The sequence below is a fragment of the Burkholderia sp. BE17 genome (assembly GCF_009362305.1).
GTDB classification, from domain to species: Bacteria; Pseudomonadota; Gammaproteobacteria; order Burkholderiales; family Burkholderiaceae; genus Burkholderia; species Burkholderia pyrrocinia_C.
In genome coordinates, this window is the sequence record NZ_WHNU01000038.1 from 75,726 (window position 1) to 100,561 (window position 24,836).

At 65.7% G+C, this 24,836-nt stretch carries 25 protein-coding genes; 19 read left to right on the plus strand and 6 right to left on the minus strand.

All coding sequences use genetic code 11. The features are described from left to right. Positions 1 to 22 precede the first annotated feature (22 nt). Positions 23 to 373, minus strand: coding sequence for a hypothetical protein (locus tag GD429_RS28900; RefSeq protein WP_152862124.1), 351 nt, complete (start codon positions 371 to 373; stop codon positions 23 to 25). Between the two features lie 286 nt (positions 374 to 659). Further along, positions 660 to 1,280: a TetR/AcrR family transcriptional regulator gene (locus GD429_RS28910; protein ID WP_152862128.1), complete on the minus strand. Its 621-nt coding sequence runs from the start codon at positions 1,278 to 1,280 to the stop codon at positions 660 to 662. 98 nt (positions 1,281 to 1,378) lie between these two features. Between GD429_RS28910 and GD429_RS28915 the strand changes: the two genes are divergently transcribed. Next, complete coding sequence (locus GD429_RS28915) at positions 1,379 to 2,620, plus strand: glycosyltransferase (RefSeq protein ID WP_152862130.1); 1,242 nt, start codon at positions 1,379 to 1,381, stop codon at positions 2,618 to 2,620. A 9-nt stretch (positions 2,621 to 2,629) separates the two neighbouring features. Here GD429_RS28915 and hutC read toward each other — a convergent pair whose 3' ends face one another. The 3 genes from hutC to GD429_RS28930 all read right to left on the minus strand — a co-directional run bounded on the left by hutC (position 2,630) and on the right by GD429_RS28930 (position 5,125). After that, complete coding sequence (gene hutC / locus GD429_RS28920) at positions 2,630 to 3,325, minus strand: histidine utilization repressor (RefSeq protein WP_011548284.1); 696 nt, start codon at positions 3,323 to 3,325, stop codon at positions 2,630 to 2,632. Between the two features lie 182 nt (positions 3,326 to 3,507). Continuing rightward, positions 3,508 to 4,635, minus strand: coding sequence for a porin (locus GD429_RS28925; RefSeq protein ID WP_152862132.1), 1,128 nt, complete (start codon positions 4,633 to 4,635; stop codon positions 3,508 to 3,510). Between the two features lie 175 nt (positions 4,636 to 4,810). Beyond that, on the minus strand, positions 4,811 to 5,125 hold the full coding sequence (locus GD429_RS28930) for a hypothetical protein (RefSeq protein ID WP_152862134.1): 315 nt from the start codon (positions 5,123 to 5,125) through the stop codon (positions 4,811 to 4,813). 337 nt (positions 5,126 to 5,462) lie between these two features. Between GD429_RS28930 and kdpF the strand changes: the two genes are divergently transcribed. The 13 genes from kdpF to GD429_RS28990 all read left to right on the plus strand — a co-directional run bounded on the left by kdpF (position 5,463) and on the right by GD429_RS28990 (position 17,809). Next, positions 5,463 to 5,543, plus strand: coding sequence for a K(+)-transporting ATPase subunit F (gene kdpF / locus GD429_RS42145; protein ID WP_152862168.1), 81 nt, complete (start codon positions 5,463 to 5,465; stop codon positions 5,541 to 5,543). Between the two features lie 138 nt (positions 5,544 to 5,681). Beyond that, positions 5,682 to 7,385, plus strand: coding sequence for a potassium-transporting ATPase subunit KdpA (kdpA, locus tag GD429_RS28940; protein WP_152862136.1), 1,704 nt, complete (start codon positions 5,682 to 5,684; stop codon positions 7,383 to 7,385). A gap of 10 nt (positions 7,386 to 7,395) precedes the next feature. Further along, positions 7,396 to 8,106, plus strand: coding sequence for a potassium-transporting ATPase subunit KdpC (gene kdpC / locus GD429_RS28945; protein WP_152862138.1), 711 nt, complete (start codon positions 7,396 to 7,398; stop codon positions 8,104 to 8,106). 47 nt (positions 8,107 to 8,153) lie between these two features. After that, complete coding sequence (gene kdpB, locus GD429_RS28950) at positions 8,154 to 10,202, plus strand: potassium-transporting ATPase subunit KdpB (protein WP_152862170.1); 2,049 nt, start codon at positions 8,154 to 8,156, stop codon at positions 10,200 to 10,202. Between the two features lie 80 nt (positions 10,203 to 10,282). Continuing rightward, positions 10,283 to 11,968, plus strand: coding sequence for a DUF4118 domain-containing protein (locus GD429_RS28955; protein WP_152862140.1), 1,686 nt, complete (start codon positions 10,283 to 10,285; stop codon positions 11,966 to 11,968). After that, positions 11,965 to 12,687 (plus strand): response regulator, encoded by a 723-nt coding sequence (locus GD429_RS28960; protein WP_152862142.1) that lies wholly within the window; start codon positions 11,965 to 11,967, stop codon positions 12,685 to 12,687. Before GD429_RS28955 ends, GD429_RS28960 begins: the two co-directional genes overlap by 4 nt. Positions 12,688 to 12,997: 310 nt before the next feature. Beyond that, positions 12,998 to 13,771, plus strand: coding sequence for an ABC transporter substrate-binding protein (locus GD429_RS28965; protein ID WP_152862144.1), 774 nt, complete (start codon positions 12,998 to 13,000; stop codon positions 13,769 to 13,771). Positions 13,772 to 13,946: 175 nt separating this feature from the next. Continuing rightward, positions 13,947 to 14,636, plus strand: coding sequence for an ABC transporter permease (locus GD429_RS28970; protein ID WP_111019723.1), 690 nt, complete (start codon positions 13,947 to 13,949; stop codon positions 14,634 to 14,636). Beyond that, entirely contained in the window at positions 14,633 to 15,346 is a 714-nt protein-coding gene (locus GD429_RS28975) for an ABC transporter permease (RefSeq protein ID WP_258283195.1), read from the plus strand. Before GD429_RS28970 ends, GD429_RS28975 begins: the two co-directional genes overlap by 4 nt. A 24-nt stretch (positions 15,347 to 15,370) precedes the next feature. Then, positions 15,371 to 16,138: an ABC transporter ATP-binding protein gene (locus tag GD429_RS28980; protein WP_152862146.1), complete on the plus strand. Its 768-nt coding sequence runs from the start codon at positions 15,371 to 15,373 to the stop codon at positions 16,136 to 16,138. Positions 16,139 to 16,358: 220 nt separating this feature from the next. Further along, a complete protein-coding gene (locus GD429_RS28985) occupies positions 16,359 to 16,793 on the plus strand; it encodes a cupin domain-containing protein (RefSeq protein WP_152862148.1) in 435 nt (144 codons plus the stop codon). 345 nt (positions 16,794 to 17,138) lie between these two features. Then, positions 17,139 to 17,276 (plus strand): HHHH-motif protein, encoded by a 138-nt coding sequence (locus GD429_RS40710; RefSeq protein ID WP_175917578.1) that lies wholly within the window; start codon positions 17,139 to 17,141, stop codon positions 17,274 to 17,276. Between the two features lie 62 nt (positions 17,277 to 17,338). Continuing rightward, positions 17,339 to 17,809 carry a DUF3761 domain-containing protein gene (locus GD429_RS28990; RefSeq protein WP_152862150.1) on the plus strand — a complete coding sequence of 157 codons (471 nt, stop codon included), beginning with the start codon at positions 17,339 to 17,341 and terminating at the stop codon, positions 17,807 to 17,809. Positions 17,810 to 17,930: 121 nt separating this feature from the next. Here the strand turns inward: GD429_RS28990 and GD429_RS28995 are convergent, their stop codons facing one another. Beyond that, the gene (locus GD429_RS28995; RefSeq protein ID WP_152862152.1) at positions 17,931 to 19,289 is read right to left on the minus strand and encodes a polyhydroxyalkanoate depolymerase; all 1,359 of its coding nucleotides are present in this window, start codon (positions 19,287 to 19,289) and stop codon (positions 17,931 to 17,933) included. 288 nt (positions 19,290 to 19,577) lie between these two features. Between GD429_RS28995 and GD429_RS29000 the strand changes: the two genes are divergently transcribed. From GD429_RS29000 to GD429_RS29020, 5 genes are all read left to right on the plus strand, one after another. Then, positions 19,578 to 20,240, plus strand: coding sequence for a glutathione S-transferase family protein (locus GD429_RS29000; RefSeq protein WP_152862154.1), 663 nt, complete (start codon positions 19,578 to 19,580; stop codon positions 20,238 to 20,240). 238 nt (positions 20,241 to 20,478) lie between these two features. After that, positions 20,479 to 21,717: a cyclic nucleotide-binding domain-containing protein gene (locus GD429_RS29005; RefSeq protein ID WP_321574949.1), complete on the plus strand. Its 1,239-nt coding sequence runs from the start codon at positions 20,479 to 20,481 to the stop codon at positions 21,715 to 21,717. A 13-nt stretch (positions 21,718 to 21,730) separates the two neighbouring features. Further along, positions 21,731 to 22,495: a flagellar motor protein gene (locus tag GD429_RS29010; protein WP_152862156.1), complete on the plus strand. Its 765-nt coding sequence runs from the start codon at positions 21,731 to 21,733 to the stop codon at positions 22,493 to 22,495. A 39-nt stretch (positions 22,496 to 22,534) separates the two neighbouring features. Next, positions 22,535 to 23,197, plus strand: a complete 663-nt coding sequence (locus GD429_RS29015) for a flagellar motor protein MotB (protein WP_152862158.1) — start codon at positions 22,535 to 22,537, stop codon at positions 23,195 to 23,197. 157 nt (positions 23,198 to 23,354) lie between these two features. Beyond that, positions 23,355 to 24,836 (plus strand): methyl-accepting chemotaxis protein (locus GD429_RS29020; RefSeq protein ID WP_152862160.1); only part of this gene is annotated, 1,482 nt, incomplete at its 3' end.

Consider the following 24,836-nt stretch of genomic DNA (forward strand, 5'->3'; position numbering starts at 1 on the left):
GCGGGCGTGTGCCCGCCGGCCGTCAGAACGCCAGCTGGATCGCGAGATCGATCGCGAGCAGCGCGATCGAGCAGCCGATGCCGAGGATCACATTCGGCAGCCGATGCTCGAAGTCGCGATCGCGACGCATCGCGGCACCGAGCAGAAAGATCGCCTCGACGACGATCTGCAGCCCGACGAACAGCAGCATCAGCAGATACTCGTAACCCATCTGCTTGAACGCGGCGAATTGCATCCCGTGATCGCGAATCCACTGGCCGACGCGCAGCAATTCGTAAATGAACAGCAAGGCGGGAAACAGGTAGCTGATGAAATAGGTCGGCGCGGTGGCGTGCCGTAGTTCGAGGTGGAAGTGCTGATGCGTGGTGGTCATCGCGAATCCCTCCTTGCAACGCATGATTGCGGTCGCGACGGCGGCGCGACAACGTGCGAATTACGGGATTACCCGATGCACCGTGCGCAGCCGTTCGACACCAGCATACTGCTGCACGGCAAATTTGGCATGCGATGCGTGCATTCGTCGTGAAAAACCGTATGCGCTGCGCGACGCATTCAACGTGCGGCACTCGCCGGATGCGGCATGTCGGCCGGTTGCACAGCGCCCGACGCATTCGGCAGCAACCACTCCGGATGCTGCTCCAGATCGCCGGCCAATGCGCTCAGCTTTTCGCTTCGGCGCCTTCGACAAACAATTTCGCGACCGACTGAAACTCCCGTTTCAGCGACAGCCCCGGCACGGTCAGCCAGCGCAGCATCGCTGCGAGATACAGGTGATGGAACCACGTCGCAAGCTGGTCGGCCCGCAGCGTTGCGTTCAGTTCGCCTGACTGCTGGCCCGCGGCGATCAGTTGCTGCCACACCAGCGCGATATCGCTGCCGTTCTCCCCGCCGTTTTCCGGATCGACCGCACCGATGCTCAGGAAGCGGTGCCGCAGATACGCGAGCAGGTACACCGGATGCTGCTCGCACCACGCGGCCGACGCGTCGAGCACACAGCCGATGCGCGACGCAAAGGTCTTGCGCCGCGCGACGTCGCGCTGCAGATGCGCGAGGTCACGCGCGAGCTCGCCTTCGAGCCAGTGCGCGAGCACGGCTTCCTTGGTCGGAAAATGGTTGTACAGCGTGCGCTTCGCGACATCGGCCTGCGCGGCGATCTGCTCCATCGTGACGGCTTCGTAGCCGTGCGCGTCGAACAGGCGCGCGCCGGTGGCGGCGAGATGCGCGAGCATCTGGATGCGCTTGCGCGCGCGGCGGCCCGGATCGTCGGTCGGAATCGGCATGGCAGGAGGATCGACTTAAAGTGCACGAATTGCATTAGTATACGACGTGCATTTTTTAAGATCCATCTGTTCCCGTCGACGGGAACGAGGAGTCACGCATGAAGCTTGTCGTCGCCACCTACGGCACCGAAGGAGACACGCGCCCGCTCGCGGCGCTCGGCCGCACGCTGATGGATGCCGGCCACGATGTCCGGCTGCTGGCCGATGCCGCGACGCTCGGCTCGGCCGACGCACTCGGCGTGCCGTCGGCGCGGTTGTCCGGCGATATCCGCCGCGCGATCGCACCGGACGGCGCGTTGTCGGACGCGGTGCGCGGGCGCGGCGGTTTCAACGACACGTCGAAGGCGCTCGCGGCGATCGCGAATGCGAACACGGCCGCATGGATGCGCGAAATCGCGGACGCATCGGCCGGTTGCGACGCGATCCTCGTATCGGGGCTCGCGTCGTTCGTCGGGTTGTCGGTCGCCGAATATTGCCGCGTGCCGGCGATCGGCACCGGCATGATCCCGATCACGCCGACCGCCGAATTCGCGTCGCCGTTCCTGCCGCCGGGCAAGCTGCCGCACTGGCTGAACCGCGCGAGCCACCGGTTCGTCAACGCACTGCTGTGGCAGGCGTTCAGGAAAGCGACGAATGCGGCGCGCGCAAGCGTGTGCGCGCTGCCGCCGCGCAAGCAGGTGTGGACCGATCATCCGATGCTGTACGGCGTGTCGCCGGCGCTGCTGTCCGGCCCGGCGGATTGGCCGTCGCAGGTGCTCGCATGCGGCCAGTGGCGTATCGATGCGCGCGCATGGGCACCGCCGCCTGAACTTTCCGCCTTTCTCGAATCGGGCGATCCGCCCGTATACATCGGCTTCGGCAGCATGGCCGGCTTCGACCGCGCGGCGATGGCCGACGCGTTGGTGCGTGCGCTCGGCGGCCGGCGCGCGCTGTTCTATCCGGGCTGGAGCGGCATCGATGCGTCGCTGCTGCCGGCGCACGTACGCGTGATCGGCGACACGCCGCACGACTGGCTGTTCCCGCGCGTGTCGATGGCGATCCATCACGGCGGATCGGGTACCACGCATTCGGCCGCGCGGGCCGGCATTCCGTCGATCGTCGTGCCGTTCGCGGGCGATCAGTTCTTCTGGGCGAACCGGTTGCAGCGGCTCGGCGTCGCGGATGCGCCGGTCGCGGGGCGGCGCGTGGACGCTGCCGCGCTTGCGCGAGCGATCGCGTTTGCCGAGCGTGGCGACACGAACGCGCGTGCAACGGAACTCGGCGAGCGAATCGCTCAAGAGGACGGCTCGAAGCTGGCGGTCGGCGCGATCGAGCGATGGGCGCGCTCTGGCGCGCGGTGAGGCCGCGCGTCAGAAATGCCCGGTGAACCGGTAGCGGCTGCCCGGGTGCCACAGATTGGCGACCGACGCGACCAGCCCTTGCGACCACGTGCGCCGATGCAGCAGCAGGCACGGCTCGCGGTCGTCCATCGTCAGATGGCGGCGCGTTTCGGCGTCGGGCATCGCGGCCTCGATCCGGTATTCCACGCGCTGCAACGGCGCGACGCGCGTCAGGTACTGGTTCGGCGTCGTCGTCGTGAAGTCCTGCAACGCGTATTCGGGCGCGCAGGCCGGATTGACCCAGCGCTCCTCGAGCTGCACGGGCGTGTCGTTCTCGAAGTGCAGCACGCGCGAATGGAAGATCGGGCTGCCGGTGTCGAGCTGCAGCTCGTCGGCGAGCTTCGCATCGGCGACGGCCGCGCCGACCTGCAGCACCTGCGCGCGATAGCCGTGGCCGCGCGCGGCGACTTCGTCCGAGATGCTGCGGATCGCGACGAGCGTCGATTCGTACTTCGGCGATGCGACGTACGTGCCCGAGCCGCGCGTGCGCGTGAGCACCTGTTCGGCCGTCAGCTCGCGCAGTGCGCGGTTGACGGTCATCCGCGCGACGTTGAATTCGCGCGCGAGTTCGTTCTCCGACGGCACCTGGTCGCCTTCCGCCCACTCGCCGGCATGAATGCGCGCGAGGATGAAGTCCTTGATTTCCTGATAGATCGGTGTGGTCATGGGATCGGGATTCGAGAGTCGGCAGCGGCCCGCCGCCGAATGCCGATCCGGCGCGCGCCCGGCGCCGAGTGTACCGGTTTCGTGGGCGCGCGGGCCCGGATTCCCCGAATGATCCCTGTTCGGCCGGCGCGCGTCCATGCGGGATTGCACAGAGCGGCCGGCTTTCGATGGCCTGCGCGCGGTCAGAACCGATGCCGGATGCCGACCGTCGCGACCACCTGCGTGTTCGTCGACGAAGCCGCGAGCCCCGTGACGTTCGCGAACCCGAGCGGCGCGCCCGACGGCACGCCGAACTGGTGCTGGTACACGGTTTCCGCATACACGTCGGTGCGCTTGCTCAGCGCGTAGTCGGCCATCAGCGTCACCTGGTGCCATTTCGGCCGGTGGCTGCCGGTTGCGTCGTCGTAGCGGCCTTCGGTGAACGTATAGGCGCCCGCGAACGAGACCGCCGGCGTCAGCGCATAGCGCGCGTTGATCTCGTAGTTGTCGAAGCGCAGCGCGTTCAGTGCACCGGGCAGCGATGACGCGGCCGTTTCGTCGAACATCGAATGCGTCCACAGCGCGCCGACCGTCAGCCGGTCGAACGCATAGCTGCCGCCGGCGCCCATCACGCGCTGGCGCACGGCCGGGAAGTTCGGCGCGTCGTTCGTCGACAGTGCGCCGCCGTCCGTCAACCCGCCGCGGTTGAGCTGCAGGTAAGCGGCGCCGAAGTTGACCGGTCCGTTCGCATACGACACGCCCGCGCTGTACGCGCGGTTGTTCGCAAATCCGCCGGCCGCGTTGCTGAACCCGTACAGGCCGCCGAACTGCCAGCCTGCGAGCGTCGGGCTCGTGTATTTCACCGCGTTGTCGATGTAGAACGAATCGTCGATGTTGTCGTTGTCGAACGGATGCGATGCGAGGTTGTTGCCGTCACCGTTGTTGGCCATCGCGAGCGGGCCGAGATAGTCGACGACGGAGTCGTACTGGCGGCCGAGCGTCAGCGTGCCGTATTGGTCGCTCTGCAGGCCGACGTATGCGCGGCGCCCGAACATCGTGTTCCGGTAGGACTGCGTGCCGTTGTTCAGGTTGAAGCCGTTCTCGAGGCGGAACAGCGCGTGCAGGCCGCCGCCGAGATCCTCGTTGCCGCTCAGGCCGAACACCGTGTTCGACAGCAGGCCGCTGCCTTGCTGCCACACGCTCTTGCCCGACTGATTGTTCGTATAGGCGATACCGGCATCCAGCATCCCGTAGAGCGTGACGCTGCTTTGCGCATGCGCGGCGGCGCCAAAGAACGCGAGGGAGAGAGTACCGACGACTGCTTTTTTCATTGAGTGTGCTTCCTGGAAAGGCCCGTAACGACGGGAACGACGATCCGTCGCGCGCGCCGGCGGCGGACGCGCACGGTTCGTGAAGAACCGCGCTCGTTCGTGCCGGACGTGTGCGTTCGAATCGATGAAAGGGGGCTGCCTGACGCGTGTCGTGCGCGGTCGCGGCGAACGCCGGCTAGTGCTGCAACAGGCGGATCGTGCCGAACTCGGCGGCCGGCAGCAGGCGAAGGATTGCCATGATGGCCGGCGACGCGTGCGACCGCGCGACTTCGAGCTCGATGCACGCGCGCCCTGTGCGCTTGTCGATCGCGGCCGTATAGAAATTGAGCGCGGCGCCGACGGCCTGATGCAGCAGGCGCCGCACGACAGCGAGGTTGTCCGATTCGACGCGGATCGACAGCAGCACGAGGTCGTCCGCGGGGCACCGGCGCCGCGAACGAGCAGGCGGTAGATCGCGTGAAGCAGCGGATTCGGTTCTGGTCGGTTTCATGCGTTCATCCCCGTTTCGCATCGTGCCCCGCACCGCGGAGAGCTCGTATTGGACATGGCGCCCATTCTAGGAATCGCCGTGACGATACGGTGTATAGACTCGCACCGGCCCTGAAAAGAACGCATAAAAACATCACGCCCGCCGGCCTTTCGTCTTTACAGCTTTTTTATTCCCCGTAAGGAAATTGAACACCGCTTTGATACGCGGATTTCTACACTGTCGCATCCCATTCGCCAGATGAGCATGGGGGCGTCATCCGGGCCCGCGCCGACACGGCAACGCCCGGAACGCCGATGATCGCGTGGATATTCCGCGCATACGAACAAAGGGGAAAGCCATGTTGTGGATCACCGGCGCGTTATCGATCGCGCTCTTTATCTATCTGTTTCATGCGTTGATCAAGCCTGAGCAGTATTGATCGGCTCGATTCAACAGGAATTCGAAAATATCGGTGAATGTCATGAGCGATCTGCTTTTCGTACTGTTCACGCTTGCGTTTTTTGCGTTGACGGCCGGTTTCATCACCGGCCTCGACCGGATCTGAGCGAGCGTCGACATGTTCAACAATCTCATTCAATTCGCGATCGTTCTCGCGATCATGCTGGCGCTGGTGCCCGTCGTCGGGAAATGGCTTGCGCACGCCTTCACGAGCCCGCGCCACGCGTGGGTCGAACGCCGCACCTATGCGCTGCTCGGCGTGAATCCCGACGAAGCGATGTCGTGGCAGCGCTACGGGATGGTGCTGCTGCTCAGCAATGCCGGGATGATGCTGCTCGGCTATCTGCTGCTGCGCATCCAGGACGCGCTGCCGTTCGATGCGCTGCAGCGCGCGGCGCAAAGCCCCGATCTCGCGTTCAACACGGCCGCGTCGTTCATCACGAACACGAACTGGCAGGCGTATGCGGGCGAGAGCAGCCTGTCGAACTTCTCGCAGATGGCCGTCATCACGTTCCTGATGGTGGTCAGCGCCGCAACCGGCATCGCGGCCGCGGGCGGCTTCATCCGCGGGCTGAGCCGCAAGAGCGCGGCCGACATCGGCAATTACTGGGTCGATTTCACGCGCGTGACGTATCGCGTGCTGCTGCCGCTCAGCTTCGCGATGGCGATCGTGTACGTATGGCAGGGCATGCCGCAGACGCTCGCGTCCGACGCATGGGCGACCACGCTCGAGGGCGCGCGCCAGCAGATCGTGATGGGGCCCGTCGCGAGCCTCGAATCGATCAAGCACATCGGCACGAACGGCGGTGGCTTCTTCAGCATGAATGCCGCGCATCCGTTCGAGAACCCGACGCCGCTCACCAACACGCTGCACATGCTGTCGATGCTGCTGATTCCGTCCGCGCTGACCTATACGCTCGGCACGATGATCGGCCGGCGCCGCCAGGGCTGGGTGATCCTCGGTGCGTTCGTCGTGATGTTCGTCGGCTTCCTGGCCGTGATCTATCAGGCCGAGCAGCACGGCAACCCGCTGCTGACCGGGCTCGGCGTCGACCAGCGGATGAGCGCCGTGCAGCCGGGCGGCAACATGGAAGGCAAGGAAATGCGCTTCGGCATCGCGCAGACGAGCCTGTTCGCGACCGTCACGACGGCCGCGACCACCGGCTCGGTCGATGCGATGCACGACTCGTTGACGCCGCTCGGCGGGCTCGTGCCGATCGCGCAGATGATGCTGAACAACGTGTTCGGCGGCGACGGCGTCGGGCTGATCAACCTGTTCACGTTCGCGATCCTCACGGTGTTCCTTGTCGGGATGATGATCGGCCGCACGCCGGAGTTTCTCGGCAAGAAGATCGAGGCGCGGGAGATGAAGCTCGTGATGCTCGCGGTGCTCGCGCATCCGTTCAGCATCCTCGGCTTCACCGCGCTGGCCGCGATGCTGCATTCGACGATGGACAGCCTCGCGAACCTCGGGCCGCACGGCTTCAGCGAAGTGCTGTACGCGTACACGTCGGGCACGGCCAACAACGGCTCCGCATTCGCGGGCCTGAATGCGAACACGCCGTTCTTCAACACGACGATCGGCTTCGCGATGCTGATCGGCCGCTACCTGACGCTGCTGCCGATGCTTGCGGTCGCGGGCAGCCTCGCCGCGAAGAAGAGCGTGCCCGAAAGCGCCGGCACGCTGTCGACGTCGACGAGCCTGTTCGCCGGCCTGCTGATCTTCGTGATCCTCGTCGTCGGCGGTCTCACGTTCCTGCCCGCGCTCGCGCTTGGCCCGGTCGTCGAGCACCTGATGATGTCGGGCGGCCAACTGTTCTGAGGGAAACATCATGATTCAACGCAATCACCAGGCAGCGGCCGTCGCCGCGCCGGCACCCGGTTCTTCGTTCGGCGCGGCGACGCGCGGCCTCGTGCGGCCCGTGATCGCATCGTCGGTGCTGTTCATGCTCGTCGCGGGCATCGCGTATCCGCTACTCACGACGGGCGTCGCGAACGTGCTGTTCCCGGCGCAGGCGCGCGGCAGTCTCGTCGAGCGTAACGGCGTGACGATCGGCTCGGCGGTAATCGGGCAGCACTTCACGCGCGCCGGCTACTTCCATGCGCGTCCGAGCGCAACGGTCGGCACCGATCCGGCCGATCCGTCGAAGACGGTCGACCAGCCGTACAACGCGGCCGGTAGCGGCGCGAGCAACCAGGGCGCGACCAGCAAGAAGCTGCTCGCGGACATCGCGCAGCGCGTGCGTGCGTACCGGCAGGAGAACGCGCTCGCCAACGGGACGCCGGTGCCGGCGGATGCCGTCACCGCGTCCGCGTCGGGGCTCGATCCGGAGATCTCGGTCGCGAACGCGCGGCTGCAGGCGGCGCGGGTCGCCCATGCGCGCGGCGTCGATGCCGCGCAGGTCGCGGCCCTGGTCGACCGTATCGCATCGCCGCGCCAGCTCGGCGTGCTCGGCGAACCGCGCGTGCGCGTGCTCGACCTGAATCTCGCGCTCGACCGCGCATTCGGCCACGCAGCCGGCGCTCAGAAAGAGCAGGAATAACGGAGCCACTCATGTCCCATATCGAAACCCCGATCAACCACGCGGCCATGCCGATCGGCGGCGTGCCGCCGATGCGCTGGACGGCCGTGCTGCGCGAGGCGTTCCGCAAGCTCGCACCGCGGGTGCAGCTCAAAAACCCGGTGATGTTCGTCGTCTATCTCGGCAGCATCGTCACGACCGCGCTGTGGCTGCAGGCGCTGACCGGCACCGCTGACGCGCCGGCCGGCTTCATCTTCGCGGTCGCGTGCTGGCTGTGGTTCACCGTGCTGTTCGCGAACGCGGCGGAGGCGCTGGCCGAAGGGCGCGGCAAGGCGCAGGCCGATGCGCTGCGCGCGGCGCGCAAGCGCGTGTACGCGAAGGTGCTCGACGAGCCGAAGCAATACGGCAGCACCAGCCATCGCGTGCCGAGCGACGAGCTCGCCGCCGGCAGCATCGTGCTCGTCGAGGCCGGCGACACGATTCCGGCCGACGGCGAAGTGATCGACGGCGTCGCGTCGGTCGACGAATCGGCGATCACCGGCGAATCGGCGCCGGTGATCCGCGAGTCGGGCGGCGATTTCTCGTCGGTGACGGGCGGCACGCGCGTGCTGTCCGACTGGATCGTCGTGAAGATCACCGCGCAACCCGGCGAAGCGTTCCTCGACCGGATGATCGCGATGGTCGAAGGCGCGAAGCGCGGCAAGACGCCGAACGAGATCGCGCTGACGATCCTGCTCGTCGCGCTGACGATCATCTTCCTGCTCGTGTGCGTGACGCTGCTGCCGTTCTCGCAATTCAGCGTGCTGCTGAACGCGTCGGGCGCGGCCGTGAGCCTGACCGTGCTGATCGCGCTGCTCGTTTGCCTGATTCCGACGACGATCGGCGCGCTGTTGTCGGCGATCGGCATCGCCGGGATGAGCCGCATGATGCGCGCGAACGTGCTCGCGACGTCGGGCCGCGCGATCGAGGCGGCCGGCGACGTCGACGTGCTGCTGCTCGACAAGACCGGCACGATCACCCTCGGCAATCGCGAGGCCGTGCAGTTTCGGCCGGCGCCCGGCGTGGACGAGCGCGCGCTGGCCGAGGCCGCGCAACTGTCGTCGCTGGCCGACGAGACGCCCGAAGGGCGCTCGATCGTCGCGCTCGCGAAGCAGCGCTTCTCGCTGGAGGTTGCCGCGATCGACGGCGGCATCGCGGTGCCGTTCAGCGCGCGTACGCGGATGAGCGGCCTCGATATCGGCGAACGGCAGGTGCGCAAGGGCGCGGCGTCCGCGATCCGTGCGCATGTCGATGCGCTCGGCGGCGCGTTTCCGCACGCGGTCGAGACGGCCGTGAACGACATCGCGCGGCGCGGCGGCACGCCGCTCGTCGTCGCCGACGGCTTGCGCGTGCTCGGCACGATCGAGCTGAAGGACATCGTCAAGCACGGGATCGGCGCGCGCTTCGCGGAGCTGCGCAAGGTCGGCGTGAAGACGGTGATGATCACCGGCGACAACCGGCTGACCGCGGCCGCGATCGCGGCGGAAGCCGGTGTCGACGACTACCTTGCCGAAGCGACACCCGAGGACAAGCTGTGGCTGATCCGCGAGCACCAGGCGAAGGGACATCTCGTCGCGATGACGGGCGACGGCACCAACGACGCGCCCGCGCTGGCGCAGGCCGACGTGGCCGTCGCGATGCACAGCGGCACGCAGGCGGCGAAGGAAGCGGCCAACATGGTCGACCTCGACAGCAACCCGACGAAGCTGATGCAGGTGGTCGAAGTCGGCAAGCAGATGATCATGACGCGCGGCGCACTGACCACGTTCAGCGTTGCCAACGATCTCGCGAAGTATTTCGCGATCATCCCGGCCGCGTTCGTCGCGACGTATCCGGCGCTCGGCGCGCTGAACGTGATGAGGCTGCACAGCCCGACGTCGGCGATCCTGTCGGCGGTGATCTTCAATGCGCTGATCATCGTCGCGCTGATTCCGCTCGCGCTGAAGGGCGTGAAGTATCGCGCGGAGCCCGCCGGGAAGCTGCTCGGGCGCAACCTGCTGATTTACGGGGTGGGCGGGATCGTCGCGCCGTTCATCGGCATCAAGCTGATCGACATGCTGCTGACGCCGTTTATCTGACCGAACGCGCCGTTGCGGCCCCGCTCACGCCCTCGCGGCGTGCGCGGGGCCGTTCGGCGTTTCAATTGCCGGAAGCGATCATGGATGTGAATGCGAACGTGAACGAAGCGAATCGGCGGGCGAGGGTGCCGCTGGAAACCGCATCAGGCCGCGACCGCTGGCGGCGCGTGCTGCATGCGTGCGCGGGCATCGCCGAACGCATCGCGGGCGCCGGGCCCGACACGCGGCCGGGGCTCGCTGTGCGGGAAGCGCACTCGCGCACGCACGTATGGGTATCGCAGTACGCGGTGCCGCTGCTGTGGGCCACGCTCGTCTGCGCGCTGGCGACGCTCGCGGCGAGCGCGCTGCTGCGCGTGTTCGATTTGTCGAACGTCGTAATGCTGTTCCTGATGACCGTCGTGCTGATCGCGCTGCGGCTCGGCAGGCTGGCCGGCGCGTGGGCCGCGTTCGTCTGCGTCGGCTGCTTCGACTTTTTCTTCGTCGAGCCGCGGCTGTCGTTCGCGGTGTCCGATACGCAGTACGTGTTCACGTTCGCGCTGATGCTGGCCGTCGCGCTCGCGATCGGCCAGCTCGCGGCGCGCCTGCGCGCGGAGGCGCGCGCCGCGCGTGCGAACGAGAAACGCTCGGCCGCGCTCGCGCGGGTCGCGCACGATCTGTCGGCGGCGATCGAGACCGAGCAGATCGCATTGATCTGCACCGGCACGATTGCGCCGCTGCTCGGCGTGCGCGTTGCGCTCGTACTGCCCGACGAGAACGACAGGCTGATGCCGACACAACACGCAGGCTTCGTGGAAACGCCGATCGCGCGCTGGGCGTACGAGCAGGCGCGCGGCGCCGGGTGCGGGATGGCGCCGTTCGAGCGCGCGGCCGCGCAATACCTGCCGCTGAAGGCACCGATGCGCGTGCGCGGCGTGCTCGTGCTGTTCGGCGACGCGCAGCCGGTGCCGACGGACCCCGACGATCGCCGCCTGATCGACGCGCTATGCTCGTCGATCGCGATGGCGCTCGAACGCGTGCACTACGTCGACGTCGCGCAGCACACGCTCGTCCGGATCGAAGGCGAGCGGTTGCGCAATGCGCTGCTGGCCGCCGTGTCGCACGACCTGAAGACGCCGTTGACGGCGATTCGAGGGCTTGCCGAGACGCTGGAGCGTCCGGAACGTCTGGCGGACGGGCAACCGGCCGCGCTCGCGCGCGGCATTCGCAACCAGGCCGAGGCGCTGCACGGGCTCGTCGTGAACCTGCTCGACCTTGCGCGGATGCAGAGCGAAGGCGTGCGGCTGAATCGCGAGTGGCACATGCTCGACGAGATCGTCGGCAGCGCGCTCGCGCATTCGGCCGGCGTGCTGGCCGGCCGCGACGTAAGTGCCGACTTGCCCGCCGACCTGCCGCTGATCGACGTCGACGCGCTGCTGATCGAGCGCGTGCTGATGAACCTGCTCGACAACGCCGCGAAGTACGCGGGCGCGGACGCGGCCGTGTCGGTGCGGGCCCGCGTGTTCGGCGAAACGCTGTATGTGTTCGTCGAGGACGACGGGCCCGGCTTCGTCGCGCGCAACACCGAGCCGTTGTTCGAGCCGTTCGAGCGCGAACGCAAGGAATCGTCGATCAGCGGCGTGGGGCTCGGCCTCGCACTGTGCCGCAGCATCGTCAACGCGCACGGCGGTTCGATCCGCGCGGTGCCGCTCGATCCGCACGGCGCGCGGTTCGAGATTCGCCTGCCATTGGGTGCGCCGCCCGATATCGAACACGAGAGCCGGACATGATCAGATCGCGCGTACTTATCGTTGAAGACGAAGCGGATATTCGCCGTTTCGTCCGGATGGCGCTGGAACAGGAAGGGCTCGACACCTGCGAGGCGTCCACGGCCCGCGAGGCGCGAATGTATGCGTCGAGCAGCAAGCCCGATCTCGTGATCGTCGATCTCGGATTGCCGGACGACGACGGCAAGGCGTTCATTCGCGAACTGCGCGAGTGGTCGACGGTGCCCGTGATCGTGCTGTCGGCGCGGCAGCAGGAAGTGGAGAAGGTCGCGGCGCTCGACGCGGGCGCGGACGATTACCTCGCGAAGCCGTTCGGCGTGCCCGAACTGCTCGCGCGGGCGCGTGCGCTGTTGCGGCGCGCGGCGTTCGTGTCGGCCGACGGGCAAGCGTCGTCGATCGTGCGGTTCGGCGACGTGACCGTCGATCTCGGCCGGCATGAAGTCGTGCGCGGCGGCGAGCCCGTCCATCTGACGCGCCTCGAATTCCGGCTGCTCGCCGCGCTGATCCGTGCGCGCGGCGGCGTGATTGCCGCGCGGCAACTGCTGGCCGAGGTCTGGGGCGTTCACGACGCGGATCGCGCGCACTACGTGCGCGTGTACATGACGAACCTGCGGCAGAAGCTCGAACCCGTGCCGGCGAGGCCACGGCACCTGCTGACGGAACTGCAGTTCGGCTACCGGCTGGTCGGACTGGAAACGGTCGGCGCGACTCGTGAGGTCTAGACAGGTGACGCTTGCCGTCCGGCCGCTCGCGTACGCATCGAGAAAGCCGGAATTCAGCATCGCGTAATCCATAATTAATTGAAATTTAAGGAAATTCACGGCCAACGACCCTAATCGTCCGACAATTAGAGATAAACACGGATTGCTGGCGATACCCCTGAAAAGGCAAAGTTGTATGTACAACTTGGAGCGTCGCTAGACAGCGCGATTCCCGGGTTGGAAGGGGTCGCGGCGGAGTTCGCCGTGCCGGCATCGCCGGTACGGGCCGCCCGACGGGACCCCTGCCCAGTTTGCCTCTGACAGGAACACCATGAAGAAACTCGCGCTCAGTATTGCCCTTGCCTGCATCGCGGTCGGTGCCCACGCCAAGGATTGGTCGACGATCCGGTTCGGCGTCGACGCCAGCTATCCGCCGTTCGAATCGAAGGACGCAAGCGGCAAGGTCGTCGGCTTCGACGTCGATCTCGGCAACGAGATCTGCGCTCGCCTGAAGGCGAAATGCGTGTGGATCGAGAACGACTTCGACGGGATGATTCCGGCGCTGAAGGCGAAGAAGTTCGACGGCGTGCTGTCGTCGATGTCGATGACGCCGGCGCGCGCCGAGCAGATCGCGTTCTCCGACAAGCTGTTCAACACACCGACGCGCCTCGTCGCGAAGAAAGGCGCGAACCTGCAGCCGACGGCTGAATCGCTGAAGGGCAAGTCGGTCGGCGTCGAGCAGGGCACCATTCAGGAAACCTACGCGAAGGCGTACTGGGCGCCGAAGGGCGTGCAGGTCGTGCCTTACCAGAACCAGGACGGCGTGTACCAGGACCTGATGTCCGGCCGCCTCGACGCGGCGCTGCAGGACGCGGTGCAGGCCGACATCGGTTTCCTGAAGACGCCGCGCGGCGCGAACTTCGATTTCGCCGGCAAGGACATCGACGATCCGAAGACGCTGGGCAATGGCGCGGGCATCGGCCTGCGCAAGGACGATGCCGAGCTGAAGGCGAAGATCGACCACGCGATCGCCGACATCATCAAGGACGGCACGTACAAGAAGCTCGAGAAGAAGTACTTCGCGTTCGACGTCTACGGCGGCTGACCGTCCATGCGGCGCGCATCGGATGCGGTGCGCGCCGCGTCTGTTGCCGGGCGCCGCCCGCGTCACTGGATGCGTCGGGCTTGATGAGCAGGTTGCATCAGGTAGTGCGTAGATATCGTTTGATGCGCGGTTAATGGCTATTAACAATCCAGCCACATCGTTCTGGATCCCTTATATGATCTTCCAAGGATTTGGCCCGCTGCTGTGGGCCGGCACGGTCGAGACCGTGAAGCTCGCGGTGCTGTCGCTTGCCGCGTCGCTCGTGCTGGGGCTCGCCGGTGCGGGCGCGAAACTGTCGACCAACCGCGTGCTCAAGTCGATCGGCACCTTCTATACGACGCTGATCCGCGCGGTGCCGGATCTCGTGCTGATGCTGCTGCTGTTCTACGGGATCCAGATCCTGCTGAACAACGTGACCGACCTGATCGGCTGGGACCAGATCGACATCGACCCATTCGTGGCCGGCGTCGTGACGCTCGGCTTCATCTACGGCGCGTATTTCACCGAGACGTTCCGCGGCGCGTTCCTCGCGGTGCCGCGCGGCCAGCTCGAAGCAGGCTTCGCGTACGGAATGGGCGGCTGGCGCGTGTTTCGCCGCATCCTGTTCCCGCAGATGATGCGCTTTGCGCTGCCCGGCATCGGCAACAACTGGCAGGTGCTCGTGAAAGCCACCGCGCTCGTGTCGATCATCGGCCTGGCCGACGTCGTGAAGGCGTCGCAGGACGCGGGCAAGAGCACGCTCGATTTCTTCTTCTTCACGCTGGCCGCAGGCGCGATCTACCTCGCGATCACGACGGTGTCCAACGTCGTGCTGCATCACCTCGAGAAGCGTTATTCCGTCGGCGTCCGGAGGCTCGCACTGTGATCGAACTCGTCAGCCAGTACTGGCAAAGCTATCTGTATACCGACGGCTACCGCTTCAGCGGCCTCGCGATCACGCTGTGGCTGCTGGTCGTGTCGATCGCGCTCGGTTTCGCGCTCGCCGTGCCGCTCGCGATCGCGCGCGCATCGTCGAACCGCTGGATCTCGGGCCCCGTGTGGCTCTATACGTATGTGTTCCGCGGCACGCCGCTCTACGTGCAGCTGCTGATGTGCTACACGGGTATCTACAGCCTGCAGGTCGTGCACAACCACGTGCTGCTCGATACGTTCTTCCGCAACGCGATGAACTGTACGCTGCTCGCGTTCGTGCTGAACGAATGCGCGTATGCGACGGAGATCTTCGCGGGCGCGATCAAGGCCACGTCGGCCGGTGAGATCGAGGCCGGGCTCGCGTACGGGATGTCGCGCTTCAAGCTCTATACGCGGATCATCGTGCCTTCCGCGCTGCGCCGCTCGCTGCCGAGCTACAGCAACGAGGTGATCCTGATGCTGCACGCGACCACGCTCGCATTCACCGCGACCGTGCCCGACATCCTGAAGGTCACGCGCGACGTCAATTCGGCGACGTACATGTCGTTCCAGGCCTACGGCATCGCAGCCGTGCTGTACGCCGCCGTCGTGTTCGCGCTCATCTGGGCGTTCCGCAAGCTCGAGACGCGCTGGCTCGCGTACCTCTCGCCGCGCGGCCATTAATGCATTCGCAACGAAGGACCAAGCATGTACAAGCTCACCGTTGACAACCTGCACAAGAAATTCGGCGACAACGAGGTGTTGAAGGGCGTGTCGATGAAGGCGAAGGCCGGCGACGTGATCAGCATCATCGGCTCGAGCGGCTCCGGCAAGAGCACGTTCCTGCGCTGCATCAACTTCCTCGAGCAGCCGTGCTCGGGGCAGATCACGATCGGCAGCGAGCCGATCCAGACCACGCGCGACCGCAACGGGGCACTGCGCGTGGCCGACCAGAAGCAGCTGCAGCGGATGCGCACGAAGCTGTCGATGGTGTTCCAGCACTTCAACCTGTGGGCACACATGACGGTGCTGGAGAACGTGATCGAGGCGCCGATGGCCGTGCTCGGGATCGGCAAGGATGAAGCGATCGCGCGGGCGCGCAAGTATCTGGAGAAGGTCGGCCTCGCGCCGCGCGTCGAGGGCATGTATCCGTCGCACCTGTCGGGCGGCCAGCAGCAGCGTGTTGCAATTGCACGAGCACTCGCGATGGAGCCGGAAGTGATGCTGTTCGACGAGCCGACGTCGGCGCTCGATCCGGAACTCGTCGGCGAAGTGCTGAAGGTGATGCAGAAGCTCGCCGAGGAGGGCCGCACGATGGTCGTCGTCACGCACGAGATGGGTTTCGCGCGCAACGTGTCGAATCACGTGATCTTCCTGCATCAGGGGAAGATCGAGGAGGAAGGGAATCCGCAGGAGATTCTCGTGAATCCCAAGAGCGAACGGCTCGGGCAGTTCTTGTCGGGGCGGTTGAAGTAAGCCGTCGGCGTTGTACACCGCCCGTCACGCTGCAACGGCGTCGCGGGTTGTGTGCGAGTTGAAGAGCGCCTACTGTTGCGAGAGCGCGTCCGTCAAAGGCGCGCTGCGCGACACGCACGAGATTGTCGCGTCCCGCGCTCGGGCTCGCCCCCGTCGATCCCCACGCGCTGGAACGCTAAATGCTTGTCACGCGTGATCCTTTCGATGAGGGAGCGCCGCGATGAGCACGCCGACAACGACCCGTTTTTCCCACGTGAAGCCGCAGGACACCGCGTATCAAGGCGAGGGCCTGCGCGACTTCTTCCTGTATCGCGATCTCGGCATCGCGGCCGCGACGAACGGCAAGGTCGTCGCGCAACTCGTCAGGGCGAATCATGCACCGACGGCGGGCACCGGCTGGCACCGTCACGAGGCCGAGTTCCATATCGTGTACATGCTGAAGGGTTGGGCGCGCTTCATGTACGGCGAGCAGGAAACGCTGGTGTCCGCCGGCGACTGCGTGCATCAGGCGCCGGGGATCGTTCATTACCTGTTCGACTACTCGCCGGACATGGAGTATCTGGAGATCGTCGGGCCCGCCGATTTCAAGTCGATCGACGTCGAAGGGCCGTGCGCCGTGCCCGCGCCGACGCCGTGGGGCGAGACGGGCGCGTAGCTGCCCGATTTCCCGAGGTGCGCATGCGCCGGCCGACGTGCATCGTGCGCACGTTCGCGACAAACCGCCTTCGGGCGGTTTTTTGTTGATCCTTTCCGGAAGTTTCCGCGTGCTCCGCTGACACCAGCGGGCCAGCTTTCCCCTTCGATCCGTTCATTCGAATTCCGAATGGTCGCGAAGCTGAAGATCCGGAAAGAAAGGAAAGATATTCGTCAGCTTCGCGTGACGGATTGTTACGCGGTGTCAAAGATCGTCAATTACGGGCTGCGCGGTGCACGGCCTGTCGACGGCGGGCGTTAAGGAGGTACCAGCCGGATCACCGGCTGACCTACCCGGGAGAAATCCATGAAGCGCATCGCGAAGATCCTGACGGCCACCGCAGTGGCATGCGCCGTTCTCGCTCCGGCGCTTGCCGAAGCTCATTCGCACCGTGTATGCCACTACGACCATCACCACCATCGCGTGTGCCGCTGGGTGCGGTAACCGGGATTTCCCTCGGGTACGCCCGAGACGCATTGATCATTCAGGCAAATCAGGAGAGGAATATGAAAAAGACGATGTTGATCGCCGCGCTGGTCGCCGGCATGGGTGTGTCGATCGGTGCGTTCGCGCAGGTTCCGGCCAGCGCGCCGGCCGGCACGACCGGTCTGTGCAAGGACGGTTCGTTCTACTCGGGCGCATCGAAGAAGGGCGCGTGTGCGGGCCATAAGGGCGTGAAGACCTGGTACGGCGCATCGTCGGCGGCAGCAGCCAGCGCGCCGGCCGCGATGGCGCCGGCAACGGCGGCTTCCGCTGCCGCTGCGTCCGCTGCCGCGCCCGCAAAGAGCGCGTCTGCGACGACCACCGCTGCTGCGCCGGGCGGCGGCGCGGGCAAGGTGTGGGCCAACGACAGCACGAAGGTCTATCACTGCTCGACCGACAAGTACTACGGCAAGACGAAGCACGGCAGCTACATGTCGGAAGCGGATGCGAAGGCCAAGGGCTACCACGCGTCGCACGGCAAGGCCTGTTCGTAACGCAAGCCGGGCGCGCGGGTTCATTCGCTCGCGCGTCGTTTGAAGGCTGCTGGAAATCACGCCCCGCCATCCCGGCGGGGCGATTCATTTGCAATGCCGGTCGTTGCGTCGTTGCCCGGATTCAGTGGGCGTGATGCGATGAGGGTTCGACGGTCCCCGCATCGTGTTCGGTTGCGCGCGCATCGAGCAGCGCGCGCAGCGTGACGTAGTGCGTGCCGCTCGCATTGCCTTCCGCATCCGCGGTGCGATCGTACGGTTCGTTGTCGTGGATCGTCGCGCGCACGATCGGATAGATCTGCGTTTCCCAGCGGCTGCCGTTGAACACGCCGTAGTGGCCTGCGCCCGTCTGCACATGGTGCGTCTTCAGATACGGCGGCAACCCCGAACACAGCTCCTGCGCGGCCACCGTCTGGCCCACTGCGCAGATATCGTCCTTCTCGCCTTCGATCGTCAGCAGCGCGGTGCGGTGAATCGCCGCCGGTTCGACGAGCCTGTCGCCCACCGTCAGTTCGCCGCGCGCGAGCGCGTATTGCTGGAACACCTTCTCGACCGTTTCCAGATAGAACTCCGCGGTGAGGTCGGCCGTCGCGAAGTATTCGTCGTAGAAGTGCCGCAGCGTGTCCGCTTTCGAGGGGTCGCCTTTTGCGCGCTCGTAATACAGGTCGGCGAACGACGCCGCATGCCGGTCGGGGTTCATCGACATGAACGCGCCGACCTGCACGAAGCCCGGATACACGCACCGCTGCGCGCCGACGAAACCGGCCGGCACCACGCTGATCAGGTTCTTCGCGAACCATTCGATCGGCTGGCTGGTGGCGAGCGTGTTGACCTTCGTCGGATTCACGCGGCAGTCGATCGGGCCCGCCATCAGCGTCAGGCTCGCGGGCTGCGCCGGATCGCCGCCGGCGGCCATCAGCGCGACCGCCGCGAGCGCGGCGACGGTCGGCTGGCAGATTGCGAGCACATGCGTGTCCGGGCCGATCTGGCGGATGAAGTCGATCACGTGCGTGACGTATTCGTCGAAACCGAAGCGCCCGGCCGTCAGCGGGATGTCGCGCGGGTTGTGCCAGTCGGTGATGTACACGTCGTGGTCGGCCAGCATCGTGTTCACCGTGCCGCGCAACAGTGTCGCGAAATGCCCGGACATCGGCGCGACGATCAGCACGCGCGGCTGGCGCGCGACCGGCCGCGCCTTGCGGAAATGCAGCAGCGTGCCGAACGGCGTGGCTGCTGCCGCTTCCTCGACGATCGGCACCGTTTCCCCGTCGACGGCGATCGACGCGATCCCGAACGGCGGACGCCGATGCGAGAACGCGCAGCATTCGAGCAGTTCGCACAGTGCGTCGAGCATGCGGCCCGTCGGCGTTGACGTAGACGGGGGCCACAGCGACATCGTCGCGCGCGTGGTCGCAGCCCATGCGCGCGCCGGGCGCAGGCATTCGGCAGACCATTGGTAAAACGGATAGGCAAGCAGGTTCATGGCCATCGCTCGTTGCGCTGCGTTGCATTGAACGAGGCAAGGCGTGTGCCAGCACGTAGCTGGCACGCGCGTTGCACGTGGTTCGGGAGTGCAGCGGTTCAGGCGGCACGCGACGACCGGCAGCCGAACGCGACGCGTTGCCGCGCCGGTCTCGCGAGCGTCGCGTGCCGCGACAGGGTGCGGCGCCGCGCCAGTTCGGCGAATGCGTCGCACAGGCGTGGTGCGGGTGACGGGTGCGGCGTCCGCTTTCGGTGCAGGGGCACGAACGGCTTTCAGCAGGGGAGCGACATGGAATCAACCGGACAGACGACACTGACCATCAGCAGCCGCAATTACTCGTCGTGGTCGATGCGCGGCTGGCTGCTCACGAAGCTTAGCGGGCTTCCGTTCGAGACCGTCAGCGTGCCGATCGATGCCGCATCGCGCGCGGAGTTGCTGCTGCTGTCGCCGTCGATTCTCGTGCCGTGCCTGACGCACGACGGCAACAAGGTGTGGGATACCCTCGCGATCGCCGAATACCTGAACGAAATCCGGCCGCAGGCGCGGCTGCTGCCTGAAGGCCGGCGTGCGCGCGCGCATTGCCGGTCGATCTGCGGCGAGATGCATTCCGGTTTCAGTGCGCTGCGCTCCGCGCTGCCGATGAACCTGCGCGCGCATTTCCCCGGCTTCCGGATCTGGTCGCGCGCGCAGCACGACATCCAGCGGATCGTGACGATCTGGCACGAGTGCCTGGCCGCGTATGGCGGGCCCTGGCTGTTCGGCGCGGAGATCGGCGTCGCCGACGCGATGTATGCGCCGGTCGTCACGCGCTTCCTGACCTACGACGTGAAGCTGGAGCCGGAAATCGCCGAGTACTGCATGCGCGTGCTCGCGCATCCGTTCGTCGCCGAGTGGATCGACGCGGCGAAGGCGGAGCAGGAAGACATCGACGAACTCGACATGGAGTTTTGATGCGCATCATCGCAGCGTGCTTTCAATTGCACTACGTGCGCCTGCACAGAAATGAAATTCCCGATGTGACTGTGCAGCCCGCAAACGTTTCACCTTGATTTCGAGTTAAACCGAGTGCGAATTCCCTAAAGGATGTTGAGCCCGATGACGTAAACGAGTCACGGGGACGACTCGCGACACGCATGCTTTCGACGTGCGGCGCGCAGTCTGCAATATTCAGCGCAGCAGGGGAATCGACGTGAATCGTCAGCAATCGTGGACGCGTACAGCGGCGCCCGGAGAAATCATTTACTCGGAGGGCTTCGCGGGCGAGCCCGTGATCTTTCTGATCACCGACGGCAAGGTCGAGCTGTCCACGCGGTGCGACGACAAGCGCGTCATCGTCGCGACGCTCGGCCGCGGCGAGTTCTTCGGCGAATCGGCGCTGCTTGCCGCCGAGCCTCGCGCCCATACCGCGAAGGCGCTTTCATTCTGTCAGCTCACGGTCGTGCCGGCCGGCATGCTCGATGAAGAAATCGAGCGCGTGTCCGCGCTGCTGCGCCATATCGTCCGAACGATGATCCGGCGCGTGAAGCGCAAGGACGACCAGCTCGCGACCTACACGCATGCGGACTTCATGCCCGGCGTGCTGTCTTATGCGCATGTGCTGTCGCTGATGGCCGGCGCCGATGCGCGCGAATCCGGCGACGGGTGGGCGCGCAGGCCGATGCAGGCCCATGCGACCGAAACCTCGGTGCCGCTCGCCGAAGTGATCCGCAAATGCCGCGCGATTGCCGGCCATTCGCGGCCGCACGTGCTCGCGATGCTGCGACGCATGGAGAAGCTCAACCTCGTCACGATCGAAGCCGCGCAGGCCGACCATGTCGGCGGTGCAGCCGACTATGCGGCTTCGTCGGATGCGCGCCAGGTCGTCACGTTCGATGCCGCGCGCGTGATCGATCGCGCGCAGCAGGTTGCCGATCACGATCTCGACTTGTCGATCAACAGCGAACTCGAGCTCATCGAGCTGGCCGATCTCGAAGCGCTGATCGGCGTCGAGAAGACGCTGTTGCTCAACAAGCTGTCGAACGGCGAGATTGCCGACGAAGTGTTTGCGTTCCGCAAATCGAAGGTACTCAGTTACGTCGAGCAAAAGGGCGTCGCGTATTTCTCGCGACGCAACGGACGTCGCGGTGGCGACGTGCGCGCGCTGGAGGATCTCGTGTGGGTCGACCAGCGCACGCTGTTCGACGTGATCAGCGCGTTCGATACGTACGATCTCGCGAAGCTGATCGCGAACCTTGACGATCGCGCGGTGGCCGACAAGCTGTTTTCCGTGATGACCGAGGCGCGGCGCAACGAGGTGTCGTGGGTGATGCGTCGCGAGCTCAAGCTCGATCCGATCGAGATCGAGGATATCGAACAGCGCGTGCTGGATGCCGTTAGAGCGGCCAAGGCGCCTGCGACGGGTGCGCCGTCCGGTGCGCCGGATGCGTGACACGGGGAGGCGTATGGATCTGTTGACCTTGGCCGGTGTGGTGCTGGGCGGCGCGGCGATCGTGTTCGGTTTCGCGCTGGAAGGCGGGCATTTTTCGATGCTGTTCCAGTTCGAGGCGCTCGTCATCGTGCTCGGCGGCACGCTCGGCGCGGTGATGATCCAGAACACCTGGGCGCGGTTCTTCGACGCGGTGAAGCAGTTGCGGCTCGCGTTCGTGCGTGCGAGAGAGGTCGATCGCAAGCACCTGTCCGACCTGCTCGAATGGGGCGATCGCGCGAAGCTCGACGGGCTGCTCGCGTTCGAATCGATGGACGTGAGCGGCATCCATCCGTTCGCGCGCCGCGGGCTCGAACTGCTGGCGAACGGCGTGTCGACCGCCGTGCTCGAGGATGCATTGCAGCGCGAACTCGACGCATACGAGCGCAGCCGCCTGGCCGCCGTGCGCGTATGGCAGCAGGCGGGCGGTTATGCGCCGACGTTCGGCATTCTCGGATCGGTGCTCGGGCTCGTGCAGGTGACGAGCCATATTCTCGAACCGGCGCAGCTCGGGCCGGGCATCGCGGTTGCGTTCATCGCGACGCTGTACGGGCTGGCGTTTGCGAATCTCATGTTTCTGCCGCTTTACGGCAAGCTGCGCGCGCAGATCGACAGCGAGCTGCGGTTCCGCAAGTTGTATCTCGATGGTTTGCTCGCGATCTCGCGCAAGGAGTCGCCGCATACGATCGAAACGCGGCTGACCGGTGATGTGCGTGGGCGTGCGGCCGAGTCGCTCGCGTGATGTGCTGCGTATGCGGTACGACAAACAGGGAGCTTCGGTATGACAGCCCGAGCTGACGGTACGACCGCCGCGGATCGCGATGACCACGAACTCGAAGGCACGCAGTCCGGACGCTGGCTGATTTCGTACGCGGATCTCATCACGACGCTGATGGTGCTGTTTCTCGCGCTGTACGTGCTCCAGCTCGCGAAATACAACGCGCTCGATGCGCGATACCAGACGCTCGCGCGACACACCGGTGGCGCTGCGAGTACTGCTGCCGTGCCCGAACGCGCGCCGGCCTGGCTCGCGTTGCTCGATAAGTTGAAGACGAACGGCCGGATTTCGCTGGTGAAGGCGCCGCACGGCGTCGAGATCGGCATCGACGCGAAGATCCTGTTCAACGTCGGCGATGCGCGCTTGCTGCCCGATTCGTCGCCCGTGCTGAACCAGATCGCGCAGGCACTGAGCGAGCACGCGACCGGCGACATTCTCGTCGAAGGGCATACGGACAGCGTGCCGATCGCAAACGCGAAATACGAATCGAACTGGGAGCTTTCGTCGGCGCGCGCGGGGAGCGTCGTGCGCTACCTGACCGAACGCGGCGTGGCGCCGCATCGGCTCGCGGCGATCGGGCGGGCCGATACGCAGCCGCTCGTGGCGGGCGACGATGCCGCTGCGCGGGCGCGGAACCGGCGCGTGACGATCTTCGTTGCGTATTGATTTGCGCTGATCCTGCGCGTATAGGCGGCCGCATATGCCCGCCTGTCAACGACATAACGAATTTCGAATGATAGATATCTGAAATCAGCGATGCGCTTCTGTGCGTGCATGCCGATAACTCAAACTGGCTCAGACCGAGCGGTTACCGAGGGTTCCCATGCATTTCTGGCGCAAGCTTTCCATTCAGAACAAGCTGATTCTCAGCATGACGAGTTGCCTGCTCGTGTTCGTCGCGATTTCGAGCGGGCTGAGCATTCGCCTGATCGGCAATGCGGTGCGCGATCGCGTCGTCCGCGAAGAGTTGCCGACGGCCGTGAACGGCATCCGCGCCGACGTACAGCGGCAGATGGCCGGGCCGATCGCCGCGTCGCGCATTCTCGCGCGCGATGCGTTCCTGCTGCAATGGGAAGCCGACGGCGAACCCGACACCGGCACGCGCAACTGGATCCAGCTCGCGAAGAACGTGAAGGACGAGCAGAAGGCCGCGTCCGTGCAGTGGGTGTCGGTGAAGAGCGGCAACTACTACAACGAAGCCGGCCTGCAGCGGAAGGTCACCGACAAGGATCAGTGGCTGACCAGCTTCCTGTCGTCCGGTAAGGCGTTCGACGTGAACATGGATCGCGAGGTGACCGTCGGCGGCTACATGATGTTCATCAACAGCCGCGTGGAACTCGACGGCGTGCCGATCGGCGCGGCGAGCATGAGCCTGTCCGTCGATGCGCTCGCGAAGGGCATCTCCGCATACCGGATCGGCGAGACCGGGTTCGCGTATCTCGTGCGTCCCGACGGCGCGATCATGATGCATCGCGATACGTCGCTGATCGACGGCAAGCATTTTCTGAAGGATCAGCATGGGCTGCCTGACGATGCGTCGGCGACGCTGCTGGCCGGCAAGCCGTATGCGTACCTGAGCTACAACAGCGACGGCGGCGCGCGCTTCATCGCGACGTCGTTCATTCCGGAGCTGAATGCGTATGTCGTCGTCGAGGTGCCGCAGGCGGAACTGCTCGGGCCGGTGACGCGCGCGATTCGTAGTGCGGCGCTGGTGGCGGCGGTGGTGGGGCTTGGGGTTGCGCTGATCGTGATCTGGCTGGTCGGGCGTGCGATTGCCGCGCCGATTCGGCGTGCGGCGACGCTGCTGTCGGAGATTGCGAGCGGCCAGGGTGATCTGACGCGCCGAATGACGGTCGAGAGCCAGGACGAGATCGGGCAGTTGTCGGATGCGTTCAACCGGTTCGTGTCGTCGTTGTCGACGCTCGTACATCGGATTCGGGCGGCTTCCGCGTCGATAGCGACCGGGTCGGCGCAGATTGCTTCGGGGAATGCGGATCTGAGCGAACGTACGGAAGGGCAGTCGAGCAACCTGGAGCGGACGGCTTCGTCGATGGAAGAGATCACGGCCGTGGTGCGGAATAACACCGAGACGGCGACGACGGCTGCGAAGATGATCAATGGCGCTTCGGATACGGCGGCGCGTGGTGGGCAGGTGGTGGGTGAGGTCGTGAGTACGATGGCGCAGATCAGCAACGCGTCGCAGCGGATCTCCGAGATTATCGTGATGATCGACAGTATCTCGTTTCAGACGAATATTCTTGCGCTGAATGCTGCGGTGGAGGCGGCGCGGGCGGGGGAGCAGGGG